The organism is Thermotoga sp. KOL6, from assembly GCF_002866025.1.
GTDB lineage: Bacteria > Thermotogota > Thermotogae > Thermotogales > Thermotogaceae > Thermotoga.
The window spans coordinates 577,653-600,778 of sequence record NZ_LNDE01000001.1; the positions used below are offsets into that span (position 1 = coordinate 577,653).

The 23,126-nt window shown below is 40.8% G+C and carries 20 protein-coding genes; 14 read left to right on the forward strand and 6 right to left on the reverse strand.

From position 1 onward, the window contains the following. Window positions 1–61 precede the first annotated feature (61 nt). From tsaE to AS005_RS03130, 11 genes are read left to right on the forward strand one after another with little or no spacing between them, the layout of a single operon-like run. The gene (gene tsaE, locus AS005_RS03080; RefSeq protein ID WP_101510210.1) at window positions 62–547 is read left to right on the forward strand and encodes a tRNA (adenosine(37)-N6)-threonylcarbamoyltransferase complex ATPase subunit type 1 TsaE; all 486 of its coding nucleotides are present in this window, start codon (window positions 62–64) and stop codon (window positions 545–547) included. Beyond that, a complete protein-coding gene (lon, locus tag AS005_RS03085) occupies window positions 501–2,864 on the forward strand; it encodes an endopeptidase La (protein WP_101510211.1) in 2,364 nt (787 codons plus the stop codon). The genes tsaE and lon overlap by 47 nt, the downstream gene beginning before the upstream one ends. Beyond that, the gene (locus AS005_RS03090; RefSeq protein ID WP_101510212.1) at window positions 2,861–3,247 is read left to right on the forward strand and encodes a hypothetical protein; all 387 of its coding nucleotides are present in this window, start codon (window positions 2,861–2,863) and stop codon (window positions 3,245–3,247) included. The genes lon and AS005_RS03090 overlap by 4 nt, the downstream gene beginning before the upstream one ends. Then, window positions 3,240–4,391: an exonuclease SbcCD subunit D gene (locus tag AS005_RS03095; protein WP_101510213.1), complete on the forward strand. Its 1,152-nt coding sequence runs from the start codon at window positions 3,240–3,242 to the stop codon at window positions 4,389–4,391. Before AS005_RS03090 ends, AS005_RS03095 begins: the two co-directional genes overlap by 8 nt. Continuing rightward, complete coding sequence (locus AS005_RS03100; protein WP_101510214.1) at window positions 4,381–6,942, forward strand: AAA family ATPase; 2,562 nt, start codon at window positions 4,381–4,383, stop codon at window positions 6,940–6,942. Before AS005_RS03095 ends, AS005_RS03100 begins: the two co-directional genes overlap by 11 nt. Continuing rightward, window positions 6,935–7,555: a HEAT repeat domain-containing protein gene (locus tag AS005_RS03105; RefSeq protein WP_101510215.1), complete on the forward strand. Its 621-nt coding sequence runs from the start codon at window positions 6,935–6,937 to the stop codon at window positions 7,553–7,555. The genes AS005_RS03100 and AS005_RS03105 overlap by 8 nt, the downstream gene beginning before the upstream one ends. A 17-nt stretch (window positions 7,556–7,572) precedes the next feature. Then, complete coding sequence (locus AS005_RS03110) at window positions 7,573–8,175, forward strand: ABC transporter ATP-binding protein (RefSeq protein ID WP_101510433.1); 603 nt, start codon at window positions 7,573–7,575, stop codon at window positions 8,173–8,175. Between the two features lie 2 nt (window positions 8,176–8,177). Beyond that, window positions 8,178–9,011, forward strand: a complete 834-nt coding sequence (locus AS005_RS03115; protein WP_101510216.1) for a sulfide/dihydroorotate dehydrogenase-like FAD/NAD-binding protein — start codon at window positions 8,178–8,180, stop codon at window positions 9,009–9,011. Next, window positions 9,008–10,417: an NADPH-dependent glutamate synthase gene (gltA, locus tag AS005_RS03120; protein ID WP_101510217.1), complete on the forward strand. Its 1,410-nt coding sequence runs from the start codon at window positions 9,008–9,010 to the stop codon at window positions 10,415–10,417. The genes AS005_RS03115 and gltA overlap by 4 nt, the downstream gene beginning before the upstream one ends. Further along, window positions 10,402–10,914 (forward strand): dihydrofolate reductase family protein, encoded by a 513-nt coding sequence (locus AS005_RS03125; protein WP_101510218.1) that lies wholly within the window; start codon window positions 10,402–10,404, stop codon window positions 10,912–10,914. The genes gltA and AS005_RS03125 overlap by 16 nt, the downstream gene beginning before the upstream one ends. Before the next feature lie 31 nt (window positions 10,915–10,945). Continuing rightward, window positions 10,946–12,529 carry a bifunctional aspartate carbamoyltransferase catalytic subunit/aspartate carbamoyltransferase regulatory subunit gene (locus AS005_RS03130; RefSeq protein WP_101510219.1) on the forward strand — a complete coding sequence of 528 codons (1,584 nt, stop codon included), beginning with the start codon at window positions 10,946–10,948 and terminating at the stop codon, window positions 12,527–12,529. Window positions 12,530–12,532: 3 nt separating this feature from the next. Here AS005_RS03130 and AS005_RS03135 read toward each other — a convergent pair whose 3' ends face one another. The 5 genes from AS005_RS03135 to AS005_RS03155 are packed head-to-tail and all read right to left on the reverse strand — an operon-like array spanning window position 12,533 to window position 16,954. Further along, window positions 12,533–14,176 carry a radical SAM protein gene (locus AS005_RS03135; protein WP_101510220.1) on the reverse strand — a complete coding sequence of 548 codons (1,644 nt, stop codon included), beginning with the start codon at window positions 14,174–14,176 and terminating at the stop codon, window positions 12,533–12,535. Beyond that, window positions 14,173–14,955: a hypothetical protein gene (locus AS005_RS03140; protein ID WP_101510221.1), complete on the reverse strand. Its 783-nt coding sequence runs from the start codon at window positions 14,953–14,955 to the stop codon at window positions 14,173–14,175. Before AS005_RS03140 ends, AS005_RS03135 begins: the two co-directional genes overlap by 4 nt. Then, entirely contained in the window at window positions 14,945–15,304 is a 360-nt protein-coding gene (locus AS005_RS03145) for a hypothetical protein (protein ID WP_233186238.1), read from the reverse strand. The genes AS005_RS03140 and AS005_RS03145 overlap by 11 nt, the downstream gene beginning before the upstream one ends. Continuing rightward, entirely contained in the window at window positions 15,288–15,860 is a 573-nt protein-coding gene (locus tag AS005_RS03150; RefSeq protein ID WP_101510223.1) for an RNA polymerase sigma factor, read from the reverse strand. The genes AS005_RS03145 and AS005_RS03150 overlap by 17 nt, the downstream gene beginning before the upstream one ends. A 32-nt stretch (window positions 15,861–15,892) precedes the next feature. Next, on the reverse strand, window positions 15,893–16,954 hold the full coding sequence (locus AS005_RS03155) for a lysine racemase (RefSeq protein WP_101510224.1): 1,062 nt from the start codon (window positions 16,952–16,954) through the stop codon (window positions 15,893–15,895). 70 nt (window positions 16,955–17,024) lie between these two features. Between AS005_RS03155 and AS005_RS03160 the strand changes: the two genes are divergently transcribed. Genes AS005_RS03160 through AS005_RS03170 form a run of 3 tightly spaced genes read left to right on the forward strand, consistent with a single transcriptional unit; the run spans window position 17,025 to window position 22,404 of the window. Continuing rightward, the gene (locus AS005_RS03160; protein ID WP_101510434.1) at window positions 17,025–17,822 is read left to right on the forward strand and encodes a purine nucleoside phosphorylase I, inosine and guanosine-specific; all 798 of its coding nucleotides are present in this window, start codon (window positions 17,025–17,027) and stop codon (window positions 17,820–17,822) included. Beyond that, window positions 17,823–18,824: a bifunctional oligoribonuclease/PAP phosphatase NrnA gene (locus AS005_RS03165; RefSeq protein WP_101510225.1), complete on the forward strand. Its 1,002-nt coding sequence runs from the start codon at window positions 17,823–17,825 to the stop codon at window positions 18,822–18,824. It abuts the gene before it with no gap. Beyond that, entirely contained in the window at window positions 18,781–22,404 is a 3,624-nt protein-coding gene (locus tag AS005_RS03170; RefSeq protein WP_101510226.1) for a tetratricopeptide repeat-containing diguanylate cyclase, read from the forward strand. The genes AS005_RS03165 and AS005_RS03170 overlap by 44 nt, the downstream gene beginning before the upstream one ends. On the opposite strand, the gene AS005_RS03175 is transcribed toward AS005_RS03170, so the two are convergent. After that, complete coding sequence (locus AS005_RS03175; protein WP_101510435.1) at window positions 22,370–23,113, reverse strand: Mrp/NBP35 family ATP-binding protein; 744 nt, start codon at window positions 23,111–23,113, stop codon at window positions 22,370–22,372. The genes AS005_RS03170 and AS005_RS03175 overlap by 35 nt on opposite strands. Between the last annotated feature and the right edge of the window lie 13 nt (window positions 23,114–23,126).

Genomic DNA, 23,126 nt, shown 5'->3' on the forward strand with positions numbered 1-23,126 from the left:
GATTTTCCCTCCACGGGGATCTTCAACAATATGTATTGTACAACAAACGGAGGAGCATAAAATGAAAAGGTTGAGGTTTGAGCATCTGACAGAGGAACAATTGAAAAGATTGGCTGAAAAGATAGCAAGAAACTTGAGAGGAAGAGAAATTTTAATCCTCGCAGGAGGACTTGGTGTAGGAAAAACAACGTTCGTGAAAGGATTAGTGAAAGGACTGGGATTGAAGGAAAGTGTGGTGAAAAGTCCTACTTTCACCCTCATGAACGTTTACCCCGGTGTGAAAATGGTTTATCACCTCGATCTCTACCGCCTCCACGACCCGGATTTTCTTTTCCTAGATGTTGAAGACGTGTTAGAAGACGAAGATGGGATCCTGGTTGTGGAATGGGGAGATCTGTTTGAAAGTTTTTGGCCAGAGGATGCGATAAAAATAAAACTCGAAATGGTAGACGAAGTCCACAGAAATGTGGAGGTTCTGATACCTGAGGAGGTGAACTACCTTGCCGAAGCGCTCGAAGGATACAGGAAAGAGTTTCAAAATTCTTGAAAGATATGCCAGACAACAGGAAAAAGATCAAGAGATACCGAATTCCTTGCCATGTATACCGTTGAGAAACGGCGTTGGAGTCTTTCCGAACACAGTTGTCCCTTTTTATGTTGGAAGGATGAAGTCTCTAATGGCTTTGGAAGAAGCTATGGAAAAGTATAACAGGTTTCTTTTTGTAACCAACCAGATCGATCCATCGATTGAAGACCCAAAGCCTGAAGATCTTTATAGAGTGGGAACGATTGTGAAAGTGCTTCAAATAATGAAGCTTCCTGATGACACTTTCAAAGTTCTTGTGGAAGGATTGGAAAGAGCCCGTATAGAGGAATTTATGACCGTAGACCCTTTCTTTCTTACGAGGATCAATATATTGAAAGTCAAGTTCAGAAAAACAAAGAAATTGGAAGCCCTCATGAGAAGTGTAAAAGACAAAGCAATAAGATACTTTAACTTAACCCGTAGATTTCCCCAAGAAACTCTGGTTACATTGAAAGAAATGCAAGATCCAGATAAACTAGCTGATTTCATAGCATCTATACTTCCCGTTCCACTTGAGACAAAACAGGAACTTCTGGAAACTGTTCATCCTCTCCACAGGCTTGAAAAGATTCTATCTATTTTGGTGAAAGAGATAGAAATTTTGGAAATAGAAGAAGAAATAGAAAAGAAAGTCAAAGATAGGATAGAAAAAACACAAAGAGAATACGTCCTCAGAGAAAAGTTGAGAGCCATAAAGGAAGAGCTTGGCGCTGAAGAGGAATTAGAAATAAAAGAGTTCTACGAGAGAGTAGAAAAAGGGAATTACCCGGAATACGTCAAAGAAAAGGCCGTAAAAGAGATACAAAGACTCGAAAAGATGTCACCTTACAGTGCTGAAGCAACCGTTGTCAGAACGTACTTAGACTGGCTTTTAAATCTCCCATGGAACACGTTCACAGAAGACAGATTGGACATCAAGGAAGCCAAAAAGATACTGAATAAGAATCATTATGGTCTTGAAGAAGTAAAGGAGAGGATTTTAGAATATTTGGTTGCGAGAAAATTTTCCAAAAACTTGAAAGCTCCTATCTTGTGTTTGGTCGGTCCTCCTGGTGTAGGAAAAACTTCCCTGGGGAGGACAATCGCCGAGGCCATGGGAAGAAAATTCGGCAGGATGTCTTTGGGAGGTCTCAGGGACGAAGCAGAGATAAAAGGTCATCGTCGCACTTACGTTGGTGCACTGCCTGGAAGGATAATACAAATCATCAGAAGATTGGGAACGAAGAATCCTGTTATACTTTTGGACGAAGTGGATAAGATGGGTATCAGTTTCCAAGGTGATCCAGCATCTGCTCTCCTCGAAGTACTTGATCCAGAACAAAACAAGGATTTTGTCGATCACTACCTCGAAGTACCTTTCGATCTCTCGCAAGTCTTGTTCATCACCACAGCAAACGTTCTCCATACCATCCCCCCTGCACTTAGGGATAGGATGGAGATCATAGAAATACCTGGATATTCTGATCTAGAAAAGTATTACATTGCGAAAGACTACATTATTCCAAAGATAGCTAGTATGTACAATCTTTCCAAGGTAACTTTTACGCCGGGGGCTATCAAGAAGATGATCAGTGAATATACCAAAGAGGCGGGTGTAAGAAATCTAGAAAGAATAATAGAGAAAGTCATAAGGAAAAAACTTGTGAAGCATGAGTCAAAGTCTTTGAAAATTTCCTCAAGAGACATAAAAGAGTTGCTCGGTCCTTCCATGTTCAAAGAAGAAGAAACTCTCAGAGAAAATACCGTCGGAGCGGTTACAGGCCTTGCCTGGACACCATACGGCGGAAGTGTCCTCATCGTAGAAAGTCTTTTACTTCCCGGAAAAGGAAACCTCATATTGACTGGTAATATGGGCGATGTGATGAAAGAGTCCGCGCAGATTGCACTGAGTGTGGTAAGAAATATGTGTGGTGAAAAACACAGAGAAGTTTTCGAGAAAAGTGACATACATATTCATGTACCTGAAGGAGCCGTTCCAAAAGATGGACCTTCAGCAGGAATTACCATAACTACTGCTCTTTACTCGGCTGTTACCAAAAAGAAAGTGAGAAAAGATGTGGCGATGACGGGTGAGATTACTTTGAGAGGAAAAATTCTGCCAGTCGGTGGTGTTAGGGAAAAGCTCCTCGCCGCAAAAAGAGCTGGAGTGAAAAGGGTAATCTTGCCCGAGCGAAACAGATCAGACGTGGAGAAGATACCTAAGGAATACTTAAACGGTCTAGAGATCGTTTTTTGCGATGAAATAAAAGACGTTTTGAAGGAGGCAATCCTTGAATGAAGAAAGATATATTTTACGTAGCAATTCTCACAATATTCGCCGTGTTGTTCATTTTTACGTACTTTTCCTACAGATCTTTGGAAAAGAAATACGAACACGCAAAGGAAATCCTCAAGGCTTACGAACTGTATATTTTTTCCGATTACGAAAGTTTTGCAAATTACGTTGAGAAAGAAGGATTGGAAATAGATGGGATAGATATGCTGAAAGACAAAAAAGCTCGTTCTCTTCTTGCACAAGCAAAAGATCTCTACAAACTCGCCAATTACGGAGAAGCATTAGTGTTGTTTGAAAAGGCTATGAATCTTTCATCGAACGAAGAAATAAGGAAAATAGCGAGTTTTTACATCGAAGAATGCAAGAAAAAGTTGGCAGGTGAGTGATTTGAAAGATTTGAGATTGCTACATACTTCCGATTGGCACCTTGGAATAACTTCTTGGAATGGAACGAAACCTGTAGATCGCCGAAATGAGCTGAAAAAAGCCTTGGATAGAATAATAGAGGAAGCAGAGAAAAAAGATGTTGACCTGTTCTTGATAACCGGTGACCTCATTCACAACAGATCGAACCCTGGATTTCTTGCTATTCACGATGTAACCGAGTACCTGAAAAAGATGGTAAAAATTGCACCTGTTGTGGTTTTGTTGGGAAACCATGACTGGAGAGGACTGAAGGCTTTGGGGAACTTGATAAGCTCACTCTCCAGTGACCTTGTATTCTTGAGTTCCTATGAACCTGTAGACGTTGTCGCAAAACGGGGGCAAAAAGTGCGACTTCTTCCATTTCCTTATCCGGAGGAATCAGATTATCTCGAAGCGAAAGTGTTGAAAGGGAAAAGTCTCGACTCGTATCTCGAAACGAGGTTAGCTAAATTAAGAGAGGTGGGGAAAGAGGAGTTCGCCGTATTTTTAGGTCATTTCACCATCGAAGGTTTGGAACCTTACACAAGTAACGAGTTGGGAAGGGAGATCACCATAAAGAGAACTCTCCTTCCCTCTTTCTCGGATTACATCGCTCTGGGACACCTGCACAGTTTTCGAATAGTTCAGGAACAACCCCTCACCATTTATCCTGGTTCGTTGATAAGATTGGATTTTGGGGAAGAAAAAGACGAGAAAGGAGCCGTTTTCGTAACTGTGAGAAAGGGAGGAGAACCCATATGTAATCGAATTGATACACAACCTCTTCCATTGAAAACGTTGTTTTTCAAAACATTGGATACTCTAGCAAGAAAAGAGATAAGAGAATTTTGTGAAGACTTCCCTGGGTACGTACGAATCGTTTACGAAGAGGATCCTTTAAAACTCGCACATGAACTGTTGAGCACGGTAGAAAATGTGGTTAAAGTGGAGAAAAAAGCAGAAAGAATTCTACAAACCGACACGAGTGAAATCAGGGAGGAAATATCGAAGCTGGACTATTTTGAGCTTTTCAAAGAATATGTAAAGAACGAACATAAGGGAGGGGAAGATATTATAAGAATCCTTGACGATCTCCTCGAAGAGGTGAAAAAAGATGAAACCTGAAAAGCTGATCGCAAAGAATTTTTTAGGATTGAAGGAAGTGAACATAGATTTTGAAGAAGGTATCACCGTTATAGAGGGTCCAAACGGTGCCGGTAAATCTTCGATATTTGAAGCTATTACTTTTGCATTGTTTGGAGTGGGTATAAGGTACGGGAGTAATGTATATGATTATGTAAACACCACTTCAGGTAACGGGAAAGCTTACTTGGTTTTTCAATTTGAGCGCGGTGGGAAAAAGTATGAAATCGTCAGGGAAATAGATGCAGGAAGAAACAAACATTCTGCCGTCCTCATAGAAATATTAGAAAACGGAAAAAAAGCGAAGCATTCTGGCAGAGTGAGCGAGGTGAAAAAGAAAATCGAAGAAATATTAGGAGTAAGCCATCGTACTTTCATCAAGACGATATTCCTTCCCCAGGGAAGAATCGATGAACTCCTAAAATCAACTCCCGGGGAAATCTCTGAAATAGTTTCCGATGTATTCCAGGACAAAGAAGTTCTGGAAAAACTCAAAAAACTCCTCGATAGGAAAATGAAGGACTTAAACCAAGAGATAGCCGGGCAAGAAAGTCTTTATCGTCGTTTCTCCGATTTCCTCGATGAAAACAAATTGGATGTTCTGAAAGAGAAATTAACAACCATTTTGCAAAAGAGGGAAAAACTCCGCAAGGAAGAGAGAGAGCTACGCGAAAAAGAAAAGAACCTCTCCTTTCTCGTAGAGATATATCAAGAGCTGATGAACAAGAAAGAAAAGTTGAAAAAACTTCTTGAACGAAAAAAAACACTGGAGAAAGAGCTAGAAATTGAAAAGAGGATAAAAAAGGCGAAGGAAATAGAACCGTTGTTCAGAGAACTCTCAATCGAGGAGGAAAGAATAAAGAAGTTATCTGAAGACATCGAAAAGTACAAAAAACGTCTTGAGCATTTGGTACGGGAAAAAGTGGAAACCGAAAAGAAAGTAAAGGAAAGCACCCACATTCTATCAATTTTGACAGAACAGATCAACGAACTCAATAAAGAAGTGAAAACATGCGAAGAAGTGTTGGAAGCGTCGCAACCGCTCCTCGAAAAGAAAATAAGAATTTCTGAGAACTTAAAGCAAAATGAACAAGCTCTGGAAAGACTACAAAAAGAAAAAGAAATGAAAGAAAAAAATCTCATTTCCCTGGAAAGCGATATGAGAAAAACGAAAGAGAAATTACAGATTGTGGAGGAAAAGCTCTCCGAGTTGAGAAAAGATCGCCTTTCATGGCTCGCATATCAAGTGGCGTCTCAGCTAGAAGACGGTGACATTTGTCCGGTATGTGGTGGAGAGTTTCACGGAGAAGTAAAAGTGATAGAATTCGATAACGACCTGTTTGAGAAATTGGAGGAAAAGAAAAAAGTCATAGAAAATGAATTGTTGAGCCTTGAGGAAAAAGTACGAAATCAAAACGAAATTCTCGAGAATTTACAAAGAGAAATCAACGAAAAGAAACACATCCTGCAAACCTTGAAAGAAGAAAAAATGAAGATAGAAGAAAAACTCGAATCCATAGGCTACAAGGATGGTATCGAAAGAGATCTTAGAGAAAAAAGAAAACAACTTGAAAATCTGGAAAGGAAGAAACAGGGTATCTCTGAGATCATTGTCTCGGAAAAATCCAAGCTCTCTCAACTCGAAAGGCAAATCGACGATACGAAAAACGAAATAGAAACGAAGACAAAAGATCTCGAAGGCTTGAAATCAAATTTTGAAAACATACAAAGAGCCTTTTTAAAGGAACTGGAAAGTGCAAAAATATCTCCAAATGAATTCGAAACTCTCGTAAAAGAAAAACCCAGAGAAGTAGAAAAGGAACTTACAAAGATAGAGACGGAGATTCAATTGCTCAGCGAAAGTGTCGCAACTCTTGAGAGAGAAGAAGTGAAGGATGTGAGAGAGGAATACGAGGAAACAAAGAAACAATTGGATAACATCGCGTCAGAACTTTCCAAACTCGGTGTTGAAGAAGGAAGGTTGAGAAAAATCATCGAAGAAGTTTTGGAAAAAGAAAAAGAAATAGAAAGAATAGAAAAGAATATTCGAGAGTTAAGGAAAAAATACGAAAATCTGGAACTCTTGAAAGAACTCCTGTTCGACAAAAGGAAATTTCCCGCGTTTTTCACGGAAAGAGTTTTAGACACCGTCCTCAAAAGGGCAAACTCCTATCTTGAAATCCTCACTGAAGGAAGATTTGGAGTAGATTTTGTTTCTGGGAAAGGATTTGTTATATATGATAGAGGGGTAGAGAGACCCGCGAGTGGTCTCTCAGGAGGGGAGAGTTCTTTGATTGCCATATCACTCGCTATGTCTCTGGCGGAGGTGGCATCCGGTAGATTGGATGCCTTTTTCATAGATGAAGGTTTTTCAAGCTTGGATACAGGAAACAAAGCAAAAGTTGCTTCCGTACTGAAAGAATTGGAAAAATTGAATAAGGTCATCGTTTTCATAACACACGACAAGGAATTCTCTGAATCTTTTGATAGAAAACTGAAGATATCGGAAGGAGTTGTGATCTCGAATGGATGAAAGCAGGAAAAAGAAGGAAGAATTGGTCGAAAGAATTGTAAAAGAGAAAGGAGAAGAGGCCTTTCCGAAGCTGTTGAAACTTTTAGAGGATGATGATCCAGAGGTGAAAGAAATAGTTTCAGAAGTGTTCTACAGGCTCGGTGACAAGGCAAGGGAATTTCTTTTTGAAGAGATCCGAAAAAGGAGAGAAAAGGGGTTTGAAAAAAACAATATCACGAATCTCTACATAATAGATATTCTGGGAGATCTCGGAGAAAACAGAATGAAAAAAATTCTTTACGAGCTTATGGAAAAATACGATTCAGAAGAGGCTTTGCTTGTGATATACGAGGCACTCGCGAAGATCGGCGAAGGAGAAGTCTTCCTTCCAGAGTTGGAATACTTGATGTTTGAAGACAGCTATAGGAAAGAGATATGTGAACAAGTTGCAATGGTGCTGGCACACATCCCAAACGAGAGATCTTTGAAAATCCTTTTAAAAGCTCTCAAAAGCGAAGAATTTTCCGAAGAACAGAAAGAATTTTTCAGAAGGGCTATCGAAATGATTCTCTTCAAGAATCCTTCCCTTCACAAATTCTTAGGAGAGGAAGACAGGAAGGAGTTGGGACTATAGTCATTGTGGCGGAGAATTTGAAAAAATCCTATGGCAAAAAAGTCGTGTTAGATAGCCTTTCTTTCTCTTTAGAGGAAGGAAAAGCACTAGGTATAGTTGGACAAAATTCGTCTGGAAAGACCACTCTTTTGAAAATCCTGGCGACTATTATAAAACCAGACTCAGGAAAACTATTCCTTTTTGGGAAAAACGCCCTCAAAGATTTCAGAGACGTCCGCCGTGAGGTAGCTTTTGTTCCGGAATTCCCGTCTCTTGTCGAAGAGATATCCATTTACGAAAACCTTCTCTTTTTTTCACACCTTAAAAGAACACACCTTAAAGAAGATATAATAGTAGATCTTATGTTGGAACCATTCCTGGACACGATCGTTCAGAATGCCTCCAAAGGAGTGAAACAACGAACAGCAATAGCAGTTGCTTTGCTGGGAGAACCGAAATTGTTGATTTTGGATGAACCCACCAGTGGATTGGATTCGAAATCAACTGAAATTGTGAGAAATCTTTTGAAAAAGCTGAAGAAGAAAGGGGTTACAATGGTTGTTTCCTCTCACATAAAAGAGGACATAGAAGGTTTATGTGATGTAGTGTTGTCCATAAACAACGAGCACAAGGGGGATTGAAGATGAACGAGATCGTGAAAAAGGAAAAACTTGCGGGGGATATTGTTGATTTTTGGATTCGATCGCCTGTGATCGCGAAAGAATCGCAGCCTGGCCAATTCGTTGTTGTAAGAATTCATGAAAAAGGTGAGAGGATCCCGTTGACGATCGCAGATACGAAACCAAGTGAAGGAATGTTTAGGATGGTTGTTAAAGTGGTAGGAAAAACCACCCACCAGCTTTCGCTTTTAGAAGAAGGGGACACCATTCTCGACGTGGTGGGTCCACTCGGAAATCCCAGCGAAATTCGCCATTATGGGAGCGTTCTACTCGTTGGTGGTGGAGTGGGAATAGCCACTCTCTATCCAATAGCCCGTGCATTGAAAAAAGCCGGCAATCAGGTGACTACGATTCTAGGAGCTCGCTCAAAGGATTATCTGATAATGGTCAGGGAATTTGAGGAAATATCCGAAGTCTTTCTTGTGACGGACGATGGAAGTGTGGGAATGAAGGGAGTCGTCACCGATGCAATGGATATTCTTTTCAAGAAGAGAAATTTTGATATTTGCTGGGCAGTTGGTCCAACGATTATGATGAAGTTCTGCACTCTCAAAGCTAAAGAGTTTGGTGTCCCAATATGGGTATCACTGAATCCCATAATGGTCGACGGAACAGGTATGTGCGGGGCCTGTAGGGTCACGGTAGCAAACCAGATAAAATTCGCGTGTGTAGATGGTCCCGAGTTCAGAGGAGAGGAAGTAGATTGGGACGAATTGCTCAAGAGACTTTCACAATACAAAGAACAAGAAAAGTTGTCTTATGAAATATTTCTCAAGGCGGCAGGTGATAAGCAATGAAAAACAAAAAAACTCCTATGAGAGAACAGCCACCAGAAATCAGAAAAAGAAATTTCGAAGAGGTAGCATTGGGTTACTCTCTGGAAGAAGCTGTTACCGAAGCCCAAAGATGTCTCCAATGTCCAACGCATCCGTGCGTCTCTGGTTGTCCAGTAGGAATTGATATACCTGGATTCATAAAGAAACTAAAAGAGGGGAAACTGGAAGAATCTTATCGGATTTTGAAAAGTTACAACAATCTTCCGGCTATATGCGGAAGGGTTTGCCCACAAGAAGTTCAGTGCGAGTCGAGATGTGTCGTCGGTAAAATAAAAGACAGTGAACCCGTTGCTATAGGAAGGTTGGAAAGATTCGTAGCAGATTGGGCAGCGGATAATCTGAAAGAAGAAATGGAGAGCTCTCCCATTTCCCGAAAGGAAAAAGTAGCGGTCGTTGGATCAGGTCCTTCGGGGCTCACCGTTGCAGCGGATTTAGCGAAACTTGGTTACCAAGTGGATGTTTTCGAGGCTTTCCATAAGCCTGGCGGCGTTCTTGTATATGGAATACCAGAGTTTCGTCTTCCAAAAAAAATAGTAGAAAGAGAAGTGAATTACATAAGAAAACTCGGTGTGAAAATTCATACAAACGTGGTTGTAGGAAAAACCTTGAAAGTTGGAAGATTACTCAACGAATACGATGCCATTTTCATAGGAACGGGAGCAGGTACTCCAAGGTTCATGGGAATTCCAGGTACGAACTTGAACGGTGTTTATTCTGCAAACGAATTTCTCACCAGGGTGAATCTGATGAAAGCCTACTTGTTTCCAGAATATGATACACCGATACGTGTAGGAAAAACAGTGGCCGTAATAGGAGCGGGAAATACAGCTATGGATGCCGCAAGGAGTGCTTTGAGGTTGGGAGCCAAAAAGGTTTACATTGTTTACAGAAGAACGGAGCGGGAAATGCCAGCTAGGAGAGAAGAATACCATCATGCTTTAGAGGAAGGAATCGAATTTCTCTGGCTTACACTTCCAGTACGTTACCTCGGTGATGCCAATGGAAACGTGAGGGCGATGGAATGTGTGAAAATGGAACTCAAAGGCATTGACCGCTCCGGGAGACCCAAACCTGTTCCAATAGAGGGAAGCAACTTTTCTATAGAGGTTGATATGGTCATAGAAGCTATTGGTCAAGGTCCAAATCGGGTTCTACTTTCTGAATTCCCGGGTCTCGAACTCAACGAAAGAGGTTATATAAAAGCCGACAAGGATACCGGTGCAACGAGTGTGAGAGGTGTCTTCGCTGGTGGAGACATTGTTACAGGTGCGGCCACGGTTATAGAAGCAATGGGAGCCGGAAAACGGGCGGCACAGTTCATCCACGCATATTTATCGGGAGAATGGGATCCATGGAAACAAGAGTGATTTTCGTTTTTGCAATGGACTTAACAGGGAAAATAGCCTCTCCTCTGAAAGATTGGAATTCCAAAGAGGACAGAGAGAATTTTAAAGAAATCACCAAAAGAATAGGAAACGTGGTGATGGGGAGGGTAACGTTCGAAGAAATAGGAAGGCCCCTTCCAGAAAGGTTCAACGTGGTTCTCTCTCGCAGGACCTATTCTTCAAAGGACCCTCTTCTTACTTTTTTGAACGCTTCCCCTGAAGATGTGGTACAATTCTTAAAAGATAAAGGGTTCAAAGAGATAGCAGTAATAGGGGGAAAAACCGTGTTCACTGAGTTCCTGAAGAGAGGGATTGTAGACGAAATCTTTGTTACTTTGGAACCGTACATCTTCGGCGAAGGGATCTCCGCGTTTGGAGAATTTGAAAGGTGGTTTCCTCTAAAACTCTTGGAAACGAAGCGATTGAACGAAAAAGGTACGTTGTTTCTCAAATATTCTGTAGAAAAATCGCACCGTTAGGTGCGATACTTTTTTTCAGGAGGTGACGATTTTGAGAAATGATTTTCTTGGAAGAACTCTGGCTGTCATAGAAGATTTGAGTGTAGAAGAACAGATGTTTCTATACGAAAAAACTCGAGAATTGAAACAAAAATGGCACAATGGTGAGGATGTGTCCAGTTTCAAAATAAAAAAGAGAAACGTGGGGATATATATTGTGTTCGTTGAACCGAGTACCAGAACGAAGGAATCTTTCGTAAACGCAGCTAAGTTTCACTCTGGGCCAAATGTGAAAGTGAATGTCTTCAGTTCTGAACATTCTTCTTTCAACAAACAAGAGAGCTATGTGGATACCTTTTCCATGCTAACAAGCTACAGTGATTACTCCATATTCGTGGTTAGAACGAAGTTGGAAGGCGTTTGTAGGTTATTAGAAAGAAAGGTTTCTGAATTCGCTGCTAGAAACAAGATAGAAGTACCATCTTTCATAAATGCAGGAGATGGGAAACACGAACATCCTACTCAGGAACTTCTCGACGAATACACCTTCCTCGAGCAAAACAATTTCGACACCTCGTTCATTCACTTAGCCTTGGTAGGGGATCTACTCCACGGCAGGACAGTTCATTCGAAGGTGAACGGCCTCAAAATATTCAAAAGCGTGAAGGTAGATCTTGTTGCACCTGAGGAACTAGCCATGCCAGATCATTACGTAGAAAAAATGAAAGAAAATGGATTCGAAGTGAGAACATTCTCTTCAATAGAAGAATATTTGAAACAAGAAGATGTCGCCAAAATATGGTATTTCACAAGACTTCAGCTTGAGAGGATGGGAGAAGATATTCTGGAAAAGGTACACAAATTGAGAGAAGCGGTTACTTTCAAAAAAGAATTTTTGGAAAGACTTCCAGAAGGCGTTAAATTTTATCACCCTCTGCCCCGTCACAAACTCTACCCCACCATCCCAAATTTTCTGGATCATCTCTCCTTAAACGGATGGGAAACTCAAGCAAGAAACGGATATTGGGTGAGGATAGTCTTACTTTCCATGTTCGGTGGATCTATCACCGCTCCTTTCGATACTTCGAAAAGAAATGTAGAACCAGAAGACGACTTCATCATACCCGTCCCAGTTGTCCATGGAAACAAAGGTGTTCAAAAGGATGGTAAGAGAGGTATAAAGCCAATAGACAATGGAACGGTTATCGATCACATAGCAAAAGGGAAATCTCCAGAGGAAATATATGCCACAATATTGAAGATAAGGAAGATACTTCATCTGTACGATGTGGACAGCGCCGATGGGATCTTCAGATCAAGCGATGGGAACTTCAAAGGATATATAAGTTTACCCAGCAGGTATCTCTCAAAAAGGGAAATAAAAAAACTCGCCGCCATATCTCCGAACACCACAGTGAACATTATCAAGAACTGCTCTGTTGCAGAAAAGTATAGAATAAAGCTTCCACCGACGATTTACGGATTTGAAGAGCTCAGATGTAAGAACGAATACTGCATAACGAATCCCGTACATGGTGAAAATGTTTCTCCTTCTTTCGTGAGGAACAAGAAAGGGCAATTTATTTGCGAATACTGCGAAACTCCTCATTCATTCGAAGAAATCTGGAGTATTTGATTTTCAAATCAGTTTCAGCTTTTCCAGTGTTAACATCGTTTCAGGTGGTACGATTCTTTCAAGATCTTCTCTTTTTTCGAACGGTCTGTTCAGAATGATTTCTCTTGCGATCGCATTTCCAATACCTGGTATCGAAACGAGTTCTTCAAACGTTAAGGTATTTATAGATGTAGGATAACGAATACCCGTTACAGAACGCTCTCCGTGGGAGACCACAACAACGTCTATGATTTCATCATACTTTCCAGGAGCACCCACAAGAATGGGATAACTTCCCAGTTGTCTTCCGAAAGTGTATTTACCTTCTGAATATTCCGGTATCACTTTTTTCAAAACAGTTCCCACAGGAAAGACTCGTTTCAACATTTCGTGGTCTATCTCCTCTCTTATCTTCCTTTTCCACTTTTGATGGAGATGATTCTTGATTTTATGTTTCCTATTCCGAAAATACTCGTACACCGGTGTTAAGGGATGTACCAAGAGTTTCCTAATGTTGATCCTCCTAAGCAGATATCCAGCGTCCAGGATCTTTTTGAGATAGAGGTAATTTTTTCTCAGAGTGTCTTCCGTTTCTCCAGGAAGACCCAATATCAGATTCACACCAGGGAGAAGTTTGGGAACACCTTCCACACGAACACCACCTATCTCATTTACTATGGCAATCGCTTTCAAAAATTCCTCAGGCGAACCTTGGATATTGTTCTTCTTCAAAACAATTTCGTCAAAAGATTCAATACCGAAAGAAAAAACGTCACCTGGAGTGTTGTATTTCACAATGGTTTCAACGATCTTTTTACACTCCTTCTCGTAGGAAACAAGATAGGAAGGATTCGCATTGTCCGTGTGAAGAACCTCAAGTGAGGGAGCCACTTCTCTTGTACCAGAATAGAGTTCTTCTATCAACTTCGGAGATGGTTTTCCGCCGTTTCTGTCAGAACCATAAGCTAAAATGTTCGCTGTTCTTCCAAAGCGAAACGCTCTACACCCTGCCTTATAGAGAGATTTTATTTCCATTAGAATAGAATCCACACTGCGCGATCGCAATCTTCCGTGGAGGAGGGGTTCGGTGCAAAAAGTACAGAACGTTCTTCTCTCACATCCTTTTGACAATTCTATCTCGCATATCACATGTGGAAAATTCGGGTGTTTTTCAAGAATCACGGAACCGTAAGGAGCCACCATGTTTATAATCTCGTAATTACTCCTCGCGTTGGGATTTGGTTCGCCCTTGAAATATGAAAGGGCGAATGCTTCTATATCTCCAGAGACAACAAAATCCGCGTGAATTCCAAACTTCTTCGCAACCGTTCCACCTTTGAGTGAATATCCTTCAACGATCGGCCCTCCCACGATTTTCAACGGTTTTTTGGCGATACTCAGTATCCTCTCCAATTCAGAGAGACTCAAAGGAGTTCCACCTTTGTATCTTCCGGGTACGGTAAGACCTGCAACCACGAATAGATAATCGTAATCATTCACCCTTTCCCAAAGGTTTTCTTTTCTCAATTCGTCTATTGTTATGTAATCAACTTCCAGGTTGCAGAGAACCAGTGCTCCTGCGAGATATCTGACATAAGGACTCACATAAGGAGGAACACCAAAGACGGCCGGTTCGTCAACATAACCATCGAGAATCAATGCCTTCATTTTTCCAAAATCACCTTTATTTCGTTGAGAGTGTCTTTATCAGCAACTATAACTATTTCTAAACCATTTACAGTGATTTTGAATCCTTTCTTAGGAAGATCATTCCCTATGAAAATTTCCACCTTTTGTCCATTCTTGTAGATTCCTTCTATCTCAAGCCCAGAAGTTCCTTCTCTGATGATAATGAATTTGAAATTCTCAAGCACTTTTGCCAATTCTTTTGGAAATTCTATCTCAGATTCCAAAAACGAATATTCTTTCAACACCTCTTCTTTTGAAAGAGAAAGAGGCCTTATTTCATCGTAAATCAATTTACTCTTGGTGTTCATGTAGTTTCTCTCTATCTCCTTAGGAAGACCATCTTGGGTCAAGAAAACTCGGTATTCACCGGAATCATGAATGTCAATCTCGTACCCTTCCGAGGTCTCTTTTATTGAGAAATCCCTTCCTTGCAGTATTTCCTTGAAAGCCAAATCTTCGAGATCGAGTATCAACATAGGAGACTTTCTCAATTCCTTGGTTGAACCCATATAGCAGTTTGGGCCCAATCTAACCCACGTTACTTCAACAGGTTCGTACACATGGACCATCTTATCGGCGCCCCATTTGTAAACTTCCTCATATCTGAAACGTGTCTTAAGCCCTATTTCGATCATCACTCTTTTGGCGTAATAATTCGAATACATCCAACTTTCTACAACTTTGGGCAGCGCCAACCCAATCGAAGTAAGAAGAACTAGGATGATCAAAGAACATTTCCGCACACTATCACCATCCATCGTTTACCACTTCTACCGTCCTTATGTAATCGATGACTTCGTTAACACTCGGTTTCTGAGATTGAACCACTTCATGAGATGAAGGTGTGGGAAAGATATCGAGAACAAACGAAAGGAGGAGAACCGAAAAAATCGCCCCTGCGAGAATCGCCGACAACACCAATCTACTACGTTTTCGCGCTTTCAATATTTTTTTCATCAACCTGTCGCTCGGAATGTACTCACACCGAATCTTGTAGAGAGAAATGGCTGCCTTGTACATCCTGTACTCTTTCAAAATGTATTCCGGCAGATTCTCCAAAGGTTCCTCACCATCCAAAATTCTGTTCAACCTATCGTCCCTCAACACCTTCACCTTCTTTCAGCAACTCTCCCAGCCTTTTTCTTGCATAGTGAAGCCTACTCTTGACTGTTCCAAGTGGTTTTCGGAGAACGGAAGCTATTTCTTCGTAGCTCATGCCGTCTATGTCTCTGAGTTTTATAAGCAATCTATCTTCAGGTGATAATTTCTCCAAAGCCTTTTGGACTTTCTCCGCAGAAAGCGAACGCCATACCTCTTTTAGAACATCCTCATTAGCTTGCGGTTGTATGTAAACTTCATCTTCGTTGTCCGTTTCCTGAAAGTCTGTCAAGAATTCGTTCCTCTTTTTGTATTTTTGAAGATAATCCTTACAAACGTTCACCGCTATTCTGTAAATCCAAGTGGAAAGTTTTGAGTCTCCCCTGAACTTTTTAATTCCTTTGAATATCCTCATAAAGACATCCTGAACAACGTCATCCACATCATCCGTGTTCAAATAACTCTTCGCTATGCTTCCTATCTTTGGAGCAAATTCCCTGTACAAGACCTCGTAAGCCCAATTTTCCTTTCTTTTCAAGGCTTCTACGAGTCTTCTTTCATTCAAAGCGCTTTCCTCCTTGTATTAGGACTCAGCCGTCAAGGTGACGGTTCATAGATTTTCTCAACGAAGGGAGATGTCATTGCTTTTAAAAGGCAAGAGTAAGTCATTCTGAATCTGAACACGTCCCCTATTTTCACATCACCAATCTCTGTAACATCCAGAACAATATGGTCACTGGATGCATGTAGAACTTCTATACCTTCGTTCATCGGTATGAGACCTCTGCTATCTATATCTTGCTCTCCCAAAGCGCAAATAGCCCTTTTTCTTATACCCTTGTCAACGAACTCTACTCTTCTTCCGAAAACATCCAATCCTCTCTTTCCAACAGGAACAGAAGGTTTCTCTTTAACTTCTATAACTTCTGCTTCGATTATGAACGTATCTTGAGAAAGCCACTCTATAACACGATCGTTGGTAATATCTCTTCCGAGAACGATTGCTTCTCCTATCCTCAATTGATTTATACCTTCTGGAATCTCGTTTCTTTCAAGTGCATACAGAGTAGGGGTATTCCCCCCTGAAACTATTTCTATGTTGAATCCATACTCTTTTTCGAGCTTTTCTTTTACATCGAGAAGGACCTCAAACTTTTCCCTGGTGGGAATTATTCCGCCGTAACATCCAAAGTTCGTTCCTACTCCCGCAATATTTAAACCCTTGCATTGAGCAATTTCCTCAACAGCTCTTTCAAACCATACACCCTCTCTTAAGTCTCCTACATCTATCATGTATATGAGTTTTACGTCCCTTTTCATCTCTTTGGCTATTTCGTCTACCTTCTTAGCTACCTGGGGATCGGAAACCATTATGTAATCGAAGTGTTTGACATCTTCAACCAACTCGCTCATCATTGGAAGCCTCAACAACATGAAGGGTCCATCGATCCCCGCCTTCTTCATTCTTAAGACATTCTTTATCCGAGACTCTCCAAGTATTTTTATGCCGGCCTTCCGTAAAGTTTCTGCAAAACGGGGATCCCCCAACGTCACTTTGGTAACTCCTACCACTTCTATACCTTTAGCACCAGCCATTTCAACAACTTTTCTTGCGTTCTTCTCTATCTCCTTTAAATTTATCAAAACCCTTGGATACATGTTCAACACCTCTTTTGTAGTAGAATAGTTAAAAGGAGGTGATCGTTAAACCATGATAGAAAAAATCGAAATGATGAAAAAAATCGAAGAAGCAAGTTCCTATATAAGAGAGAAAATAGAGATTCCACCAGATATTCTTATTATTCTGGGATCTGGTTTTAGTTCTTTCGTAGATAGCATGTCAGATCCTATTACTATAGATTATAAAGAGATTCCCCACTTTCCACAACCCACAGTGGAAGGGCACAGGGGAAAACTGGTTTTTGGAAAGATTAAAGATCGCTCCGTTATGGTGATGGCTGGAAGATATCATCTCTACGAAGGTCACGAGCCACAAACTGTTGTCTTCCCGGTTTACGTCTCAAAGCAACTGGGAGCAAGAGGAGCGATAATAACAAATGCGGCCGGAGCGATAAATCCCACGTATAAACCGGGTGAAGTGATTTTAGTAAGAGACGTGATAAACTTTATGTTCAGAAATCCTTTGAGGGGACCGAACGATGAGCGGATTGGTCCAAGGTTTCCCGACATGTCTTCTATTGCTGATCCAGAATGGGTGAAGAAACTCAAAGGGAAAATAGATTTCAAGGAGGGAGTTTACATAGGAGTTCTTGGTCCGAGTTATGAAACCCCTGCAGAGATAAAAGCTTTCAAGAAATTCGGTGCGGATCTTGTTGGAATGTCAACCGTTCCTGAAGTGATAGCAGCAAAACATTGCGGATTGAAGTTGATCGTATTCTCTTGTGTAACGAACATGGCTGCCGGTATCACACATGGACGGCTTTCACATGAAGAAGTGGTCAGGACAACCAAGATGGTTCAAGGAAAGATCGAAAAAATTCTGAAAACGGCCGTGGAGGTGTTTTGAATGAACGAAATCATCGATGTAATATCCGGTCACAACAGAATACTCGTTGTGGGACATATAATGCCAGATGGAGATTGCATAAGCTCCGTCCTTAGTTTAACTATCGGATTGGAAAAAATCGGGAAGGAAGTAAAAGCAACTATCGATTACAAGGTTCCATATGTATTCGAAAACTTTCCCCACATAGAAAAAATAGAGGAGAATCCTACTATTGAACCAGATCTTATTCTCGTGGTTGACGCTTCATCACCGGATCGGATAGGGAGGTATCAGTATCTTTTGAAAGATATTCCGTCCGCTGTCATAGATCATCACTCAACGAACACACTTTTTGGAAAATGGAACTGGGTTGATCCATCATTTGCTGCCACTGCTCAAATGATTTTCAGATTGAACAGAGCAATGGGTGTGAAATACGATCCAAATCTGGCTACCTTGAACTATTTGGGAATAGCAACGGATACGGGCTTTTTTAGACATTCGAATGCAGACATCAGAGTGTTCGGTGATGCGTACGAACTTGTAAAAATGGGAGCAGATGCTCACTTTGTTGCAAAAGAGATCCTGGAAAATAAACGATTCGAGCAATTCAAACTTTTCGCAGAAGTCTTAGAAAGGTTGGAGCTCCTTGAAAACGGGAAAATCGCTTATTCTTACATTGATTATGATACTTATTTGAAACACAACTGCACAGACGAAGACAGTTCGGGTTTCGTAGGTGAGCTGAGATCGATCAGAGGAGTGGAAGTCGCTATCTTGTTCATGGAATTCCCAAGGGGAAAGATACATGTCAGTATGAGATCGAAGGATTGGTTCAATGTAAACGAAGTCGCTTTCGAATTGGGAGGAGGAGGGCATCCAAGAGCAGCCGGTGTAACCTTCGAAAATCGACCGATATCGGATGTAATATCGGAAGTCATAGAACATCTTTTGAGGAGATTCAAAGAAGGTGTGAGTCATGAAAGTGAAAAAACTTCTCAGAGAAACCTACTGGGGGGATGAGTTTCTCGTAGAGGAAGACGGTGAGGAAAAGATTCTAAAAATTGTGAACGCTTCAGTAGACAGATCCTTTCTTTTCAACGAGTATGCAAAGCTCAAAAGGCTTGGAATACCGAATGTTCTTATACCGGAAAAACTGAAGATATCAGAAGGGAAGTATTTGTTCTTTTATCCTTATTACGATTTGAGACCCGTTGAGACTCTTAGTGAAAACTTGGCAAAACAGCTCGTTGCTCTCTTTTCGTTTCTGGCAAAAGCGGGAATCATTGTTCCCTCATTGGGCATGGATGATCTGTTGTTGGGGGATCGCTTGTTTTTCGTTCCCGCCTTTGTTGATGATCTATCTAGAAAACCAGATAAAATTGTCTTTTTTAAAGAAAAAGACCCAGAAATAACTCAAAGGGTACTCTTTCGTTTTCTGAAAATTCATGGTTTGGAATACGTTGCACTGAAGGATGAAATTTTCGATTTTGAGGCAAATGTGTTTAAATTTCCATACTTGCACAGGGAAGAGGAAGAAAGAATAAAAGAAGATATAAAATCTTCTCCGCACTTCCCGTTGCTGATATTGGTATTCGGTGAACAAAGAGTAGGTAAAACAAAGATGGTCACCGTTCTGTCAGACAAATTGAGAGAAGATGGGTATTTGGTTCATCACATCACAACCCTTGAAGATCTGAAGATGTGGTACGGGGTCTCCAACGAAATAGATTTGATATCTCAATTGGATGATGGTCAAAGGAAAATATTGATACTTGACGACTTCTCAGAAGGGTCTGATTTGTTTTTGTTTGTAAAAGAGCTATCGCTTATAAAAACAAAAACAGATATAGCTGTCCTGGCCACGTCCACCAAAGAATACGACTTCTTTCATATAAAATACAGACTCTCTCCATTCTCCCTAGAAAAAACTCGCGTGCTCCTAGAAAAAGCCGTTGGCAATATCACGGACGATCAGGTGAAATTGCTTTACAATCTCAGTAGAGGGCTTCCTGGTTACATCGCAGAGATAGTGCGAGCCTTATACAAAACAGATGTAAAGAAATGTAGTATGCTCGAAGTCTTTGAACCCATTCTCAGAGAATGTGACTCCTCGGAAATCAGAGAACTGAGTGTTCTTGGACAAAAATTCTCAGGTTTGGAGGTTCAAGTTCTTGGAAAGATAACAGGGCGAGACTATCTGAGAGCCTTAGCGAAAGCTCAAAACAAAGGCGTTGTTCTCGTGGAGGATGGACTTTACAGATTCTCGCTTAAGGAATTTTGGAAATACTACTACGAAAAGATCGGAAAGAATGAAAGGATTCTTCTCCACAGAAAACTGATCGAGAACCTACCCGAACATCTCATAATAAAACACGTGTTCGCCATTGAAGACAAAGTCACCAGATCTCTTCAGATCTTAAGATACGTGAGAAAACATTTCTGGGATTATGAGAAAACTCGTTCAATGATCGAACATTTGAAAAAATTGGAGGAATTTCTTGAAAAACCCTATTATTTCATCGAAAGTTTAAAGACAAAGCTCCTTCTCAGAATAGATTATAGAAGTCTCGAAAAAGAAGAATTTCACTTTTCAAGGTTCAAAGAACTCAAAAAGAAGATGGTTACGGGTTCAGAAAATCTTTTGAAAAAGAAAGAATTTTCATTCGCCGATCTTTACAAACTCATAGTTGTTTTTCATCAGTACACAAGATTGGGTAAAAAAGTGCCGGAAGAATTAATCGAATCTGTGGAAAAATTGCTTAGGGAGAAAATATTCTCTACAAAAGAGAGGTTGTACCTGAAAGCACGTCTCCTCTGTGAAATGTTCCACATCACAGAAAAGCGAGAAAATCTTAAAGAAGCCATGCGAATCGCCTCCGAAGAGGGGTTTGTAGATGTGCAAATTCTCGGCTATAGAGCTCTTGGGATCGTTTCAAGGACCAGGGCCATGAGCAATTACTACTTCAATCTCTCCCTTGATCTGTCCAGAAAATTGGATCCAAATCTTGCCATTGTTGACGAAAGCAACTTGGTTTGGAGCCTCTTATACGAAGGAAAAATTTCGGAATTTTTGACCCAGCTTCAGCTTCTCAGAAAACAATCCGAACTCTTTGAAAACGCTTCCATTCTTTCATACACGTACTTTTTGGAGGGACTTTACCATCTCCACAGAAAAGATTACAAAAATGCGGAGAAAATTTTCAAGAAGGAACTTGAAATAGAAGAAAAACATCGTATCGAGAGGCGAGCACTTCGTGGTCTTGTGATAAACTACCTTTTCAGTGAGAATTTCAAGACTGCGGAGTCGTTATTGAAAAAAGATGAACCAGAATTCAACAGATTCGGTTTCAACTTTTTGAGGGATATGGTTCTCGCCAAAGATGACGCAGAATTTTTGAACGTTTGGAACAAAAGGAAGGAAAATCCTCATAAATTTTTCAACGAAGAAATCGCCTATATTTTCGCTGAAAGATTGGCAGGACTCGATCCGGAGGGTTTCGAAGAATTCATTCAAGAATTAGAAAGAGAAAACATAGAAAACTCTTCGAATCTTATGCTAGCATTAGTTTACGAAACCATGTACAAGTTCTATAGGTCCCTAAACCAAAATTTCAAAGCAAAACGATTCCTACGCAAGGCAATTCTGATTTACGATTTGATGGGGATGAGAGAAGTTGCAAGGAAGTTGGGAGAAATGGAAAACTCCCATCCTGCGAGAGATAAAAGCTATTTCCACGCATTTCTTTCATCTTTAGAACCCAACAGAGAATTCTCAGAAATCATGGAATTCGCCGCAGGAAAACTTTCGGAATCGATACCGTTCAAAAACTTTTCGATAAAACTAATAGAACGCTCTACGAACAAAGTTCTGGAAGAATTTTCCACATCTTTTTTGGAAACTCCCATCAAATCAGATTTCCTCGAAATTGCGCCTTTTAGAACAAGCATGTCGTTCAATTTGGATATGAAACATAACATGATGATGTATGTCGAGACAGACCTAGAGTGTGACGAGAAAGTAGCATGGGAAATGATAGAAATACTCGAACAGTTTGGGAACATGTTGTCCATCGCTCTCAGAGAACGTCTGTACAGAAGCAGAAGTATAAGAGATCAACTCACCAACGTCTTATCCAGATGGTATTTCATGGAGCGCTTTGAAGAAGAGGTTTACAAGTCAAACAGATACAGAATTCCTGTCTCTCTTATCATGTGTGACATCGATGATTTCAAAAAAATAAACGATCAATTCGGTCACACAATTGGTGACAAAGTGTTGAATTGGGTGGGTAAGAAATTATCTTCCATTCTGAGAAAGAGTGATCTGATCGGAAGGTATGGAGGAGAAGAGTTCATAATAGCGCTTCCCGGAACTCCTTTGGACGAGGCAAAAGTAGCAGCAGAGAAGGTGAGAAAACTCGTTAAAGAAGATGAAGGAAATCTCTACCACATCACCATGAGTTTCGGAGTAGCGGAGTATCTTCCTCCAGAAGATCCTTCTGAAACTATAAAGAGGGCCGATATGGCCCTCTATCTGGCGAAACAGCGTGGGAAGGACAGAGTAGTCACAGAGAAAGAATTTTCTCAACGATTTTCCTGAATTCTTCTTCTATGCTTGTTCCTCTTTTATAGACAACGATGGGTTTCCCCTCATCGGAAAGGGAAACAATATCTGGATCCATTGGTATTCTGGCAAGAAGGGATACATTGAACTCTTGCGCTATTTTCTCGGTTTCACCTTTTCCGAAGACGAATATCTTCTCTCCACAATTCGGGCAGACCAAATAAGACATATTCTCTACTATTCCTATCACCTTACCACCCAGCCTTTTTACAAAATTCATAGCTCTTCTCACATCGTCTCCTGCGACCTTTTGAGGTGTTGAAACAATGACAACACCGTCTGGTTTGATCACCTGAAAGGTTGAGAGCGCTTCGTCTCCAGTTCCTGGTGGAAGATCACAAACCAGATAATCAATCTCACCCCATTCAACGTCGTTTGCAAGCTGCTCTATGGCTTTGTGTTTCAACGGACCCCTCCAAATCACCGGAGCTCCTTCTTGCAAAATCATTGCGAGAGAGAATACTTTCAAAGAACTTCCATACTTTGCCGGTACTATCTTCTCACCTTCGGAGGGTGGAAGGGAAACTCCTAACATCCTTTGAACGTTGGGGCCATGGAGATCGAGATCGAGGAGTCCAACTTTGTAACCCTCTGCAGACAAAGAAACGGCCAAATTCACTGCAATTGTTGTCTTTCCAACCCCACCTTTTCCACTCATCACAGCAATTTTTTTTGTATTTTCCAACATCCAAAACACC